Here is a 14,166-nt window from a genome sequence, read left to right on the forward strand (position 1 = left end):
CGATATTATGGCATCATATAATAGAACACAAAGAATAGGCGAAGAAATAAGAAAAGTTGTAAGTACAATGCTTATAAGTGGTATAAAAGACTATAGAATAAATTCTATGGTTAGTGTTACTGATGTTGAAGTAACTAATGATTTAAGTTATGCTTATGTGTATGTAAGTATATTAGGTGGAAATAAAGAATCAAGTATGGCAGGACTTAAAAGTGCTTGTGGATATATAAGAAAAGAAGTAGGAAGAAATGTAAAGCTTAGACATACTCCGGAAATTATATTTAAATTAGATGATTCTATAGAAAAAGGAATGTATATGGAAAGTCTAATTAAAAAAGTTAATCAAGAGAATCAAGGTAATAAAAAAGATTCTAATGAAGAAACCCAAGGAGAGTAATCTATGCTAAATAATATTAACAATATTATAAAAGCTATAAGGGAAGGTAACAATTTTATTGTTACCTCTCATTATAGTCCGGATGGAGATAATATAGGCTCTACATTATCTATGTATTACACGCTTAAAAAATTAGGTAAGAATGTATTATATGTACTAGATGATACTATACCTGTTAATTTAAAATTTTTAGTTAAAGATATAAAAATATTAAAATCGGAAGAAATAGATATTGATATAAATGATTATATTTTAATATCTCTTGATTGTGGAGATGCAGATAGAATATGTGTTAGTGAGCATATAAAAACATCTGTTAATAAATTAATTTGTATAGACCACCATGCAAGCAATGATAATTTTGGAGATTTAAATTATATAAATCCAAATGAATCATCTACTTGTGAATTAGTATACAACTTACTAAAAGAGTTTTCAAAAGTTGTAGGTGAAAATATAATAGATGAAACTATAGCAACTTGTCTATACACAGGTCTTTTAACAGATACTGGAAATTTCTCTTATTCAAACACTAATCCGAGCAGTTACTTAATGGCATATGATTTAGTTTGTATAGGAGCTAAAAAAGACATTATAATTCAAAAAATATTCCAAAGTAATCCATACAATTATTATAAGTTACTAGGCGAAGCTTTAGATACTTTAGATATTGTAGAGGGAAAAGTTGCTAGTATGATGTTAACAATGGATATGCTAGAAAGAAATAAAATTTCTTTTAATGATGCAGATGGAGTTACATCATATACTAGAGACATAGATGGAGTTGAAGTTGGCATTTTATTTAAAGAAAAAGAACTTAATGAGATCAAGGTAAGTTTTAGATCTAAAAACTATGTAAACGTTAGTACTATAGCACAACATTTTGGAGGCGGAGGTCATGTTAGAGCTTCTGGATGCACTATAAAAGATACTATAGAAAACGTTAAAAAAATGGTGATTGACGAAGTTTTAAAACATATTTAAGGATGATTAGTATGAATAAAATAGTAAATATATTAAAACCTACAGGTATGACATCTCATGATGTTGTAGGTAAGGTTAGAAAAATTTTAAATATAAAAAAAGTTGGTCACACAGGTACCCTTGATCCAGATGCATCAGGGGTACTACCTATATGTATAGGAAAAGCTACAAAAGTAAGTGAACTTATACTTAATAAGGATAAATCGTATATTTGTGAACTAACTTTAGGTATAAACACAGATACCTATGATTCATCAGGAGAAATAATAGAAAGATTTGAAGTTGGAAATATAAGTATGGATGATCTTGAAAAGGCATTTGATACTCAAATAGGCGAAATAAAACAACTTCCTCCAATGTACTCTGCTCTTAAAGTTAATGGAAAAAGAATGTGTGATTTAGTTAGAGCTGGAAGAGCTGATGAAATAAAACTTAAGTATAGAGATGTTAATATAAAAGAATTAAATATACTTTCGTTTAAAGATAATAAGGTAATGTTTTATGTTAAATGTTCTAAGGGAACTTATGTAAGAAGCATATGTTATGACATAGGTGAAAAGCTAGGTTGTGGTGGACATATGTCTTTTTTACTAAGAACATCATCAGGAAAGTTTAATTTAGAAAATGCAATAACACTAGAAGAATTAGAAAACTTATATAAAGAAGAGAAATTAGATAAACACCTATATGACATAGATTATGTATTATCAAACTTTAATAGCATACATATAAATCCATTAGCTGTTAAATCGTATGTTAATGGAGCTATAGTGTATAAAAAAGGGTTTGTAAAAGGAAATTTTAATGAAAGTGATGAATTTGTAAGAGTATACAGTGAAGGTAAGTTTTTAGGAGTTGGAAAATTCCTAAAAGTTGATGGCACATTATGCTTAAAAAGTGATAAACTATTTATATAGAATATAAGTAGTGGAGAATTTATTATGACTATTATAAAATCATTAGATAAAGTAATAAATATTGAAAATAGTATTATAACAATTGGAAACTTTGATGGTATTCATAAAGGGCATATAAAATTAATAAAAAAAGCTGTTAGAGAAGCTAAACACAAAAAATTCAAAAGCATAGTATTTACTTTTGAAAATCATCCTATGAGATATTTTAGGGAAAACTCTATAAAAAGTATAATTACGAATGACGAAAAAATAAATATATTAAAATCATTAGGTGTAGATATAATTCTTATGGTTCCGTTTAATGAATATATGACGAAAATATCTGCTATAAATTTTGTTAAAGAAATTTTAATAGAAAAATTAAAGTGTAAAAAAGTTATAGTAGGACATGACTTTACTTTTGCTAGAAACAAAGAAGGTACTGTAGAAAAATTAAAGTCACTTGGAAAAGTATATAATATGGAAATTGAAGTTATAAATCCTATAAAGATAAATAATATAAGAGTTAGTAGTAGCTATATAAGACAACTTATTAGTCAAGGGAAAGTTCATAATATAAAAGACTTTTTAGGGAGAAATTATTCCTTAGAAGGTGAAGTAATTCATGCTAAGAAACTAGGCAGAACTATAGGTTTTCCAACTGCTAATTTAAATATAGATAATAATTTAATTATACCTAAATGTGGTATATATGCAGTTAAAGTATACTTAAAAGATAAGACTTACTATGGAGCCACTAACATAGGTTATAATCCAACTGTAAATGGACAAAGTTTATCTATAGAAACTAATATACTTAATTTTAATAAAGACATATATGGTCAAATAATTAAAATTGAGTTTTTAGAAAGAATAAGAGATGAAAGAAAATTTAATTCTTTAGATGAATTAAAAGCTCAATTACATAAAGACGTTAACTTTGTATACAAAAAGTATGTTTACAAGTAGACATGTTTTGTGTTAAAATAAAATTCGTGAACCATTACTCGGCATTTGAACACTCCAATCAATGCTTAGTAATTGGGGATTTAATAAAATAATGGAGGTATTCACAAATGAACAAAACTGAAATAATAAAAGAATTCGGAAGATTTGAAGGAGATACTGGTTCTCCAGAAGTACAAATAGCTTTATTAACAGCTAGAATAAATGAATTAAACGGTCACTTAAAAGTTCACAAAAAAGATCATCACTCAAGAAGAGGTCTTTTAAAGATGGTAGGTAAGAGAAGAAACTTATTAGCTTACTTAAAAGAAAAGGACTTAGAAGGATACAGAGCTTTAATAGCTAAGTTAGGATTAAGAAAATAATTTAATTATTTTAATAAAGAAGAAGGTTTATACCTTCTTCTTTTGTTTTAAATATTTTAAATAAATACAGTTTTTATTGAAAATAGAAATAATTTGCAACTATAATAATATTAAATTAAAATATATAAAGGAATAATGATAATTTATATAGAAATTTTTCTTTTAGGAGGGGATTTACTATGAAAATAAAATTAATGTGTGATAGTTTATGTGATATACCTATGGAGTTAGCAGAAAAACATAACATAGAAATAATTCCATTAACTATAATAATAGAAGATAAAGAATACAAAGACGGTGTAGATATGACCGAGGAAGAGTTTTACGAAACTATGAAAAAAATAAAAACTGTACCTAAAACATCTCAAGCTACATACATGCAATTTAAAGAAGCTTTCGATAAATATAAAGATGAATACTCTATAGTTTGTATAAGTGGTTCATCTAAATCTTCAGGTACATATCAAAGTGCAGTTATGGCGAAAAATGATACAGATGGAGATATACATATATTTGATACACTTAACTTATCTTTAGGAAGCGGAAGAGTATCTGTAACGACAGCTGCTATTGGAAATATGTTAAGTTTAAAACCTGTATTTTCGGTAAAGGATGGAAATATATCTTTACTTACAAAAGTAAGAGGTAAAAAAAATGTAATACATAAATTAATAGATTTACTTAAAGAACAATATGAAAGTTTTGAAGATAAAAATGTAATGATAGGTTGCGGAGCTAATAAAAATGAGTTTGAGATTCTTAAAAAAGAAGTTCAAGAGGCAATAAAAGCTAAAAATATATACTTAACTAGAGGTGGAGCTTGTATATGCTCACATACAGGACCAGATATAATAGCTATTAGTTGTTCAAATTAAATGTATTAAATTTTACATATTAAGCAAATAATAAGTTAAAATAAAATATTTGCTAAGTTACGTTTTGTATCTCTAAAACATATCAATACAAGCCAGTAATTTACTTTTATGTTGTTAAATTATAGTATTTTTGATAAGATAGTACATAGGATACTAAACGCGGTTTTAATAAAGAGGAGGTACAAGCATTAATGTTTGAACATAAAGTTTTTAAGATGGATTTTGCAGGAAGAGAACTTTCTGTTGAGATAGGAAAAATTGCCGAACTAGCTAGTGGAAGCGCTATTCTTCAGTACGGAGAAACTATGGTTATGGTAAACGTATCAAAATCAGCTCAACCAAGAGATGGAATAGATTTCTTCCCTTTAAGTGTTGATTATGAAGAAAAATTATATTCAGTGGGTAAAATACCAGGAGGATTCTTAAAAAGAGAAGGTAAACCCTCAGAAAAAGCTATCCTTACATCAAGACTTATAGATAGACCTATAAGACCACTATTTCCTAAAGGGTTTAGAAATGATGTACAAGTAGTTGCAACTGTTTTATCAGTAGATCAAGATTGTACTCCTGATATAGTAGCTATGATAGGATCATCTGTAGCGTTATCTATATCTGATATACCATTTAATGGACCAACTGGTTCTGTGTTAGTAGGGTTAGTAGACGGAGCATTTGTTATAAATCCAACAGCAGAACAAAGAGAAAAAAGTTCTCTTCATCTTGTAGTATCAGGTACTAAAGATGCGATAATGATGGTTGAAGCTGGAGCTGAAGAAATACCAGATGAATTAATGTTAGAAGCTATATTATTTGCACATGAAGAAATCAAAAAAGTTGTTGAGTTCGTGGAAACTATAGCTGCTGAAGTTGGGAAAGAAAAAATAGAGGTTACTCTTTATAAAATAGATGAAGAAGTAGAAAAAGCTGTTCGTGAGTTTGCTACAGATAAAATGAAAGAAGCAGTTAAAACTGTAGAAAAACTTGAAAGAATGGAAAAAATGGATGCAGTAAAAGAAGAAACTTTTGCTCATTTTGAAGACATAGTAGAAGAGTTCGGACAAGATATAGAGGAAACGTTACATTCTATAATAAAAGAAGAAGTAAGAAAGCTTATAGTTCATGAAAATATAAGACCTGATAATAGAAAGCCAGATGAAATAAGACCAATATGGTGTGATAATGGATTTATACCAAGAGCTCATGGTTCTGGATTATTTACAAGAGGTCAAACTCAAGTTATGTCTATAGCAACACTTGGCGCTTTAGGTGATGTTCAAATACTTGATGGACTTGATGAAGAAGAAAGTAAAAGATATATGCATCACTACAATTTCCCAGCATATAGTGTTGGTGAAGCTAGACCATCAAGAGGACCAGGTAGAAGAGAAATAGGTCATGGTGCACTTGCTGAAAGAGCATTACTTCCTGTTATACCTTCAAAAGAAGAGTTCCCTTATGCAATAAGAGTAGTATCAGAAGTTTTAAGTTCAAATGGATCAACTTCTCAAGGAAGTGTATGTGGATCTACATTATCACTTTTAGATGCAGGTGTACCAATTAAAGATATGGTTGCAGGTATTGCTATGGGTCTTATAAAACATGATAATAAAGTTGCAGTACTTTCAGATATACAAGGAATGGAAGATCATTTAGGGGATATGGACTTTAAAGTTGCAGGAACTGAACATGGTATAACAGCTATACAAATGGATATAAAAATAGCTGGTATAGATGAAGAAGTACTAAGAACAGCTTTAAAACAAGCTAGAGTAGGTAGAATACACATATTAAATGAAATGAGAAAGACAATAGATGCTCCTAAGCCAGAACTTTCTAAGTATGCACCTAAGATAGTAACAATGAATATAAACCCAGATAAGATAAGAGATGTAATTGGACCTGGTGGAAAAATAATAACTAAGATTATAGATGAAACTGGTGTTAAAATAGACATAGAACAAACAGGAGAAGTATTTATAAGTGGAATAGATGCTGAGATGATAGCAAAAGCACAACAACTTATACATGATATAGTTGCTGAAGCTGAAGTAGGACAAACTTACACAGGTAAAGTAACAAGAATAATGAACTTTGGTGCTTTTGTTGAAATACTTCCAGGAAAAGAAGGATTACTTCATATATCTCATATAGCACATGAAAGAGTTAATAAAGTTGAAGATGTACTAAATATAGGAGATGAAGTAACAGTAAAAGTAACTGAGATAGATGAAAAAGGAAGAGTTAATTTATCTAGAAAAGCTCTTTTACCAAAACCAGAGAAAAAAGAAGTTAAAGAAAATAAAGAGAATGAAGATAAATAATAATTTATAAAACAAAACACCCTCAAGTAAAATATAAGAGGGTGTTTTATTATGCAAAAAATATATAAGCATTTTTTACAATAGTAAAAGCACTTTAAGTTATATAAGCATTTTAAAATACAATATATAATATAAATGCATAAAAAGTTAGACTACCTAATACAATTTAATGAGAGTAAATTGTACATATTGGGAGGAAGTTTTTTATGATAATGATGGTACTTAATAAAAAGAAGGTAAAAAAAATTTTAATAATATCACTAGTTATAGTACTAGCAATTATAGGAATTATATTTATGTCTAAAAAAGGGACGACGCCTACAATTAATATGTTTTATAAAGCAGAGGAACCATATTACAATGGAACAAAATCCAATAGTGGTCACGTTGCAATAAGTTGCAACGTAGACCTAGGATGGGAAAGTGAATATATAGAAAAGATACTTAAAGTATTAGATGAAAAAAATGCTAAGATAACTTTTGCTGTAACAGGCAGATGGGCTGAAGAAAACCCTGAATTTCTACTTGAAATTCAAAAAAAAGGACATGAAATAGCTAATCATGGATATAAGCATTTAGATTATGCTACATTAAACTACGATAAGAACTATGAACAAATAAAAACATCTAAAGAAATAATAGAAAATATAATAAAAAAAGAAACTAAATTTTTTCAAGCACCAGGAGGTTCATTTAATAAAGATACTGTAAAAGCGGCTATTGATTTAGGATACACGCCTTACAAATGGGATATAGACACAATAGATTGGAAAAATAGACAAGAACCAGAAGTTATTATAAATAGAGTTAAGTCAAAAGATATGAAAGATTCTAGTATAATACTTATGCATCCTACGCATGCAAGTGCTGAAGGCATTGATGATATTATAGGGATAATTGAAAGTAAAAATTTAAAACCAGGAAAACTTAGTGATGTATTTGAGCTTTAAAAGTTTATTTAAGTTATTTTGATGTTGAATAATTTATTTTACTAAATTATAATTTAAAGGACATTAACTAAGATACAAATATAAATGATTATCATAAATATTATAATGCACAAATCAAATTGGAGGATGAGTATGTATAAGATACACAAGTTAGAAAATGGACTTACAATAGTAGGAGAAGAAATACCTTATTTAAAATCCATAACGTTAGGAGTATGGGTAAATGCAGGCTCTAGAATAGAAAGTGAAAAATTAAGTGGAGTATCACATTTTATAGAACATATGCTATTTAAAGGAACTAAAAATAGAACATCAAAAGAAATAGCTAGTACAATAGATAATTTAGGTGGGCAAATAAATGCTTTTACTAGTAAGGAATGTACATGTTATTATGTTAAATTATTAGATGAGCATATAAATATAGGATTAGATATACTAAGTGATATGTTTTTAAATCCATTATTTGATAAAGAAGATATAGAAAAAGAAAGACAAGTTATATTAGAAGAGCTAAAAATGTATGAAGACTCTCCAGAAGATTTAGTATATGACTTACTTATGGAGGGAATATACAAAACAGATGCTCTTGGAATGAATATAATAGGAACTAAAGAATCATTATATAATATTAATAAAGATACTATAAAAGATTATTTTAATAAATATTATGTAGCTAGTAACTCTGTAATATCAATTAGTGGTAACTTTAAATTTGAAGAAATGGTCAAATTAATAGAAGATAAATTTAAAGATTTACCTAAAGGAAATGCAAATATAGAAATAACAACACCAGAATTTAATCCTTGCTTTATAGCTAAAAATAAGGATACTGAACAAGTTAATTTGGCTATAAGCTTAAAAGCAATACCACTAGAAGATAGAGAAGATGCATATGCTTTATCTATAGTAAATAATATATTTGGAGGAAGTATAAGCTCTAGGTTATTTCAAAATATAAGAGAAAGTAAAGGACTTGTTTACTCTATATATTCAGCACCTAGTCTTTATAGAAAAAGTGGAGAGCTTGGTATTTACGCAAGCATGAGTAACGAAAATCTAAAAAAAGTATATAATTTAGTATTAGAAGAAATTGATAACTTAAGAAAAAATCATCTTACAGATAAAGAGATAAAAGAGAGTAAAGAACAGTTAAAAGGAAGTTATATTCTAGGTTTAGAAAGTACTAGCAGTAGAATGATGTCAATTGGTAAAGCTATGATTTTAACTAGGAAAGTAAAAAATCCTAATGATATTATAGAAAGTATAAATAATATTGATAAAGCTAGAATAGACTTAATTATAGACAAGGTATTTAATAAAGAAAATATTGGAGTATGTATTGTAGGAAGAGATGTAGAGAATATAACTTTAGACTAATTAGATTAGACATATAATTAAGCTTATCTATAATAAAGATATATTAGTTTATATGGGGGGATACTTATGAATTTATCTGAAGTAGCAGGTAAGGAGATTGTAAATTTAGTTACCGGAGAAAGATTGGGAGTTGTTGGAGAGTGTGACCTTATAATTGAAGATACTACAGGGAAAATATTAGCTTTATTAATTCCTAGAGAAAGAGGATTTTTTGGATTTAGGAAAGATAAATCAGTACTTGAAGTACCGTGGAGAAATGTAAAAAAAATTGGTAATGACATGATTATAATAGAACATGAAGGCATGTATTAGGAGGATAATATGACAATAGTAGTTCAAAAATTTGGTGGGACATCTGTGGAATCTAATGAAAAAATGCAACAAGTTTGCAATATAATAAAAGACTATAAGGACAAAGGATTAGATTTAGTTGTTGTAGTTTCAGCTATGGGAAGAAAAGGAGCACCTTATGCAACTGATACATTGATAAATTTATGTAAAGGTGTTAATGATGATTCATCTAAGAGAGAGTTAGATTTAATAATGTCTTGTGGAGAGATAATATCAGGAACTATACTTACTAACATGTTAAAAGGATATGGTATAGATGCTGTATTTTTAACAGGTAGTCAAGCTGGTATATATACTGATGGAAATTTTTCTGACTCTAGAATAGTAGATATTAAGCCAGAAAGAATATATAAAGAATTAGGCGAAGGTAAAGTTGTAATTATAGCAGGTTTTCAAGGAACAACAGAAAGTGGAGAAGTAACTACTCTTGGAAGAGGTGGTAGTGATACTTCAGCAGTTGCTATAGGTAAAGCACTAGAATGTAAAAATGTTGAAATATATACAGATGTTGATGGAATAATGACAGCAGATCCAAGAGTTGAGCCAGAAGCTAAGGTTTTAGATTATATAAATTATGAAGAAGTATTTCAAATGGCAGATAAAGGTGCTAAGGTAATACATCCAAGAGCAGTTGAAATTGCAAAAAGTGGAGCAATTACTTTAAATATAAAAAATACTTTAAATCCATCGCATCCAGGAACTAAAATAAGTGGCATGAGTCCTAAGTTTGAAGTAAACAAAGAAGAAAAATCTATAAACACTATGACAGCAGTAGCTCATACAAGTGGAGTTGCTCAAATTAAAGTTAAATCAAGAGAAGATATATTTACTGATATAATGGATGAGATAGAAACAAATGGAATAAGTTTAGATATGATAAACTTTTTTATAGAAGAAAAAGCTTTTGTAATTGATCATGATAAGTTAAATTCATTAACAGAAATACTTAAAGCACATAAACTTGATTATAAAGTAAAAGAAAATTGTGCTAAGGTAACTTTAATTGGATCTAAAATGACTGGAACACCAGGAGTCATGGCAAAAATAGTAAGAGCATTATCAAAAGCTAAAATAAATTTATTACAAACTTCAGATTCAAATATGACCATATCTTGTTTGGTTGAAGAAAAAGATATGAAAAATGCTATTCATGCAATTCATGAAGAATTTAAATTAAATTAATAATATCCTCCTTTTTTGGTTAACTTATATGTAAAGTTAAACCTTAAAGGAGGATGTTTTTATGTCTAATAAAAATAAAAAAACAAACAATAATCAACCACATTTTAAATTAGAGTTTGGAGAAGAATTAAGTTTACCAGCACATTTAAGACCTAAAAAAAGTGGTTCTGTAGCTCAAAATACATCAAGACCAATAAGTAAACACCCTAAAGGTAAATAGATTAAAGTAAGTCTTAAAAGGAGGCTACATATGAACTTTTTATATAATGATAAGAATACAAATGAAAAAAACAATTTAAAATCAGAAGAAACTGAAAATGATAATGAGCAAACTGAAAATATACAAGATATTAAACAAATGGGAGTTCCAAGTATTCCAGAACAAAATATTAAAGATATACAGTGTATAACTATAATAGGTGAAATAGAAGGTCATTTTGCAGGTAATCCACAAAAAAAATCTACAAAATATGAGCATATAATACCTATGCTATTTGCAATAGAAGAAAGCAAAGATATAAAAGGTGTTTTAATAATTTTAAATACAGTAGGTGGGGATGTTGAAGCTGGGCTTGCAATGGCAGAACTTATAAACAGTGTATCTAAAAAAGTTGTTACTCTTGTGTTAGGAGGAAGTCACAGTATAGGAGTTCCACTTGCAACAGCTGGAGATTATTCGTTCATAGCACCTACTGCAACTATGATAGTTCATCCTATAAGAACTAACGGTTTAGTTATTGGAGTTAATGAAACTTTTGAATACTTTAAAAAGATGCAAGAGCGTATAACTCAGTTTATAATCAGAACATCAGATATAGAAAAAGAAGATTTAGAAAAACTAATGTATTCTAAAGAAGAATTAGTAAGTGATGTTGGAAGTGTATTAATAGGTAAAGAAGCAGTAGATTGTGGACTTATAAATGAAGTTGGTGGATTAAAAGAAGCGATGATTAAATTAAGAGAATTGATAAATGAAGAGAGTAATGAAGATAACAAAAATGTAATCAAATAAAATTTGGTTAAATAATAGAATATATGCTATAATTAGAAGATATAAAAGTGTTAGTGTTTAAATACATTAGCACTTTTTGCTATGATTTTGGAGTTTATTAATTCTTGTATAAATTTATTTTTAAGAGGTGAGATTGATGGCTAAGAAAAAATCTAAAAAGAAAAAAAATATGGAATCAAGTTTTAAAGCTGAATACAATAACCTGATAACTATATTTATAGGTATATTCTTATTATATAGTTTAAACTCTAGTTCTATGGGATTATTAGGTACAGTTATACAAAATATATTTTTAGGATTGTTCGGAAAATTATCAATAGCTATACCATTTATAATTATTATTAGTGGTGTTTTAGGATTTTTTGAAAAGAATGAATATATCTATAGAATTAAAAGTACTAAGTTATATTATGTAGGTGTAATTTTTATATTCATATTTTACGGACTTATAAACGCAAAAAATTTACCTATAGATAGTCCTACTAATTCATATGTAATTAAAGAGGTAACTAAACAAGCTGTACAAGGAAATGGATGTGGACTTATAGCTACAGTTATTACATACTATGTAACTAAGATATTTGGGGTAACTGGTGCATGGTTAATAAGTATATTTGCATTACTAATAACATGTTTATTTACATTTAATATATCTTTAAAAGATTTAATATATAAGATAAAAGTAAAAACTCAAAAAAGCAAAAATAGTAATCTTACTTTTAAAGAAAAAGCCTTAAACTTAAAAGATGCTATGGTTAATATGGTTACTGAAGAAGTTGATGAAAATACTATGGTTACAAAAACTGGATTAAGAGGTAAATCTAAAAAAGAAGAAATAAGTGAAAATAGTATAGAAGATGATGAAAATGACAAAACAATAAAGATAGTAGGTTTTAATAAAGCAGATGATGACTATTTAGAAATTCTAGAAGGCACTCAAAGTATGCCTGAGTTAGAAGTTTTAAAAGAATTACAAAAAGCAAAACCTAATCAAAAAACAGAGACTTCAATTAAGCAAAATGATAACTTAGAAAAGACTCAACCTATGGGTATAAAAACAGAGTCAAGTTATGAAAATTACAAAAAACCTAGTGTTGACTTGTTAAATAAAATAGACTCAAAGCCTGATGATAAGAGTAAGAAAAAAGTATTAAAAAATGCATCTTTATTAGAAAAAACTTTATCTGATTTTGGAGTTGAAGCAAAAGTTAATCAAGTAACAGTAGGACCTACTATAACAAGATATGAACTTCAACCGAGTCCAGGAGTAAAGGTAAGTAAAATAGTAAATTTAACAGATGATATAGCACTTAGTTTAGCCGCAAAAAGTATAAGAATAGAAGCTCCAATACCAGGTAAAAGTGCAATAGGTATTGAAGTTCCAAATGAAGAAGCACAAATGGTTACTTTAAGAGAAGTTCTTGAAAGTGATGAATTTAATAAATTTGAATCACCACTTGCTATGGGGCTTGGAAAAGACATAGCAGGAAAGCCAATAATAGCTGATATTGGCAAAATGCCTCATTTACTTATAGCGGGATCTACAGGTTCAGGAAAAAGTGTATGTGTAAATACTTTAATAAATAGTATATTATATAAATCAAATCCTGATGAAGTTAAGTTCTTACTTATAGACCCTAAGGTTGTTGAACTTGCAAATTACAATGGTATACCACATTTATTAATACCTGTTGTAACTGATCCTAAAAAAGCTGCCAATGCACTTAATTGGGCAGTTACAGAAATGAACAGAAGATATAAACTATTTGCAGAATCAAGTGTAAAAGATATAACTAGTTACAATGAAAAGAGTGAAGAGAAACTTCCGAAAATAGTTATAATAATAGACGAACTTGCTGACCTTATGATGGTAAGTGCTAATGATGTTGAAGATTATATTTGTAGATTGGCTCAAATGGCAAGGGCTGCTGGTATGCACTTAATAGTTGCTACACAAAGACCATCAGTTGATGTCATAACTGGAGTTATAAAAGCTAATATACCTTCAAGAATTGCATTTGCCGTTTCATCTCAAACAGATTCAAGAACAATCCTTGATATGGGTGGAGCTGAAAAACTTTTAGGTAAAGGTGATATGTTATTTTACCCATTAGGGGCTGCAAAACCAGTAAGACTTCAAGGGGCATTTATATCTGAATCTGAATCTGAAAGAGTTATAGATTATGTAAAAAGTCAAGTAAAAGATGAAGTTAAATATGAAGAATGCATTGTAGATAGTATAAGTAAAATATCAAAAGAACAATCAAGTGATGTAGATGAATTTTTAAGTGAAGCTATAGAATTTGTTGTTGAAAGTGGACAAGCTTCAGCTTCAATGCTTCAAAGAAAGTTTAAAATCGGATTTAATAGAGCGGCAAGACTTATAGATTCTATGGAAGAAAGAGGAATTGTTGGAAAGAGCGAAGGTAGTAAGCCGAGAAAAGTTTTAATAAGTAAACAAGATTTAGAAAATTTAGAAGGTGAATAAAT

14 protein-coding genes are annotated in these 14,166 nt (G+C 28.2%); all 14 read left to right on the plus strand.

All coding sequences use genetic code 11. From position 1 onward, the window contains the following. Nucleotides 1-7: 7 nt before the first annotated feature. The gene (gene rbfA / locus H8891_RS01405) at nucleotides 8-397 is read left to right on the plus strand and encodes a 30S ribosome-binding factor RbfA (RefSeq protein WP_187004881.1); all 390 of its coding nucleotides are present in this window, start codon (nucleotides 8-10) and stop codon (nucleotides 395-397) included. A gap of 3 nt (nucleotides 398-400) precedes the next feature. Next, the gene (locus tag H8891_RS01410; RefSeq protein WP_187004882.1) at nucleotides 401-1,381 is read left to right on the plus strand and encodes a DHH family phosphoesterase; all 981 of its coding nucleotides are present in this window, start codon (nucleotides 401-403) and stop codon (nucleotides 1,379-1,381) included. Nucleotides 1,382-1,392: 11 nt separating this feature from the next. Beyond that, the gene (gene truB, locus H8891_RS01415) at nucleotides 1,393-2,298 is read left to right on the plus strand and encodes a tRNA pseudouridine(55) synthase TruB (protein ID WP_187004883.1); all 906 of its coding nucleotides are present in this window, start codon (nucleotides 1,393-1,395) and stop codon (nucleotides 2,296-2,298) included. 24 nt (nucleotides 2,299-2,322) lie between these two features. After that, entirely contained in the window at nucleotides 2,323-3,246 is a 924-nt protein-coding gene (locus tag H8891_RS01420) for a bifunctional riboflavin kinase/FAD synthetase (RefSeq protein ID WP_187004884.1), read from the plus strand. 107 nt (nucleotides 3,247-3,353) lie between these two features. Beyond that, a complete protein-coding gene (gene rpsO / locus H8891_RS01425; RefSeq protein ID WP_147545838.1) occupies nucleotides 3,354-3,608 on the plus strand; it encodes a 30S ribosomal protein S15 in 255 nt (84 codons plus the stop codon). A gap of 179 nt (nucleotides 3,609-3,787) precedes the next feature. After that, complete coding sequence (locus H8891_RS01430; protein ID WP_187004885.1) at nucleotides 3,788-4,483, plus strand: DegV family protein; 696 nt, start codon at nucleotides 3,788-3,790, stop codon at nucleotides 4,481-4,483. A 191-nt stretch (nucleotides 4,484-4,674) separates the two neighbouring features. Further along, a complete protein-coding gene (pnp, locus tag H8891_RS01435) occupies nucleotides 4,675-6,804 on the plus strand; it encodes a polyribonucleotide nucleotidyltransferase (RefSeq protein ID WP_187004886.1) in 2,130 nt (709 codons plus the stop codon). A gap of 206 nt (nucleotides 6,805-7,010) precedes the next feature. Continuing rightward, nucleotides 7,011-7,754 (plus strand): polysaccharide deacetylase family protein, encoded by a 744-nt coding sequence (locus tag H8891_RS01440; RefSeq protein WP_187004887.1) that lies wholly within the window; start codon nucleotides 7,011-7,013, stop codon nucleotides 7,752-7,754. 132 nt (nucleotides 7,755-7,886) lie between these two features. Next, nucleotides 7,887-9,131 (plus strand): M16 family metallopeptidase, encoded by a 1,245-nt coding sequence (locus H8891_RS01445; RefSeq protein ID WP_187004888.1) that lies wholly within the window; start codon nucleotides 7,887-7,889, stop codon nucleotides 9,129-9,131. 66 nt (nucleotides 9,132-9,197) lie between these two features. Continuing rightward, the gene (locus tag H8891_RS01450) at nucleotides 9,198-9,443 is read left to right on the plus strand and encodes a YlmC/YmxH family sporulation protein (protein ID WP_147545824.1); all 246 of its coding nucleotides are present in this window, start codon (nucleotides 9,198-9,200) and stop codon (nucleotides 9,441-9,443) included. 9 nt (nucleotides 9,444-9,452) lie between these two features. Then, nucleotides 9,453-10,664, plus strand: a complete 1,212-nt coding sequence (gene dapG / locus H8891_RS01455) for an aspartate kinase (protein WP_187004889.1) — start codon at nucleotides 9,453-9,455, stop codon at nucleotides 10,662-10,664. Nucleotides 10,665-10,725: 61 nt separating this feature from the next. Beyond that, entirely contained in the window at nucleotides 10,726-10,884 is a 159-nt protein-coding gene (locus H8891_RS01460; protein ID WP_187004890.1) for a hypothetical protein, read from the plus strand. A gap of 30 nt (nucleotides 10,885-10,914) precedes the next feature. Then, nucleotides 10,915-11,676, plus strand: a complete 762-nt coding sequence (locus H8891_RS01465; protein WP_187004891.1) for an ATP-dependent Clp protease proteolytic subunit — start codon at nucleotides 10,915-10,917, stop codon at nucleotides 11,674-11,676. Nucleotides 11,677-11,812: 136 nt separating this feature from the next. Then, nucleotides 11,813-14,164: a DNA translocase FtsK gene (locus tag H8891_RS01470; RefSeq protein WP_187004892.1), complete on the plus strand. Its 2,352-nt coding sequence runs from the start codon at nucleotides 11,813-11,815 to the stop codon at nucleotides 14,162-14,164. The last annotated feature ends 2 nt before the right edge of the window (nucleotides 14,165-14,166 follow it).

Source organism: Paeniclostridium hominis (assembly GCF_014306135.1).
Taxonomy (GTDB): domain Bacteria; phylum Bacillota; class Clostridia; order Peptostreptococcales; family Peptostreptococcaceae; genus Paraclostridium; species Paraclostridium hominis.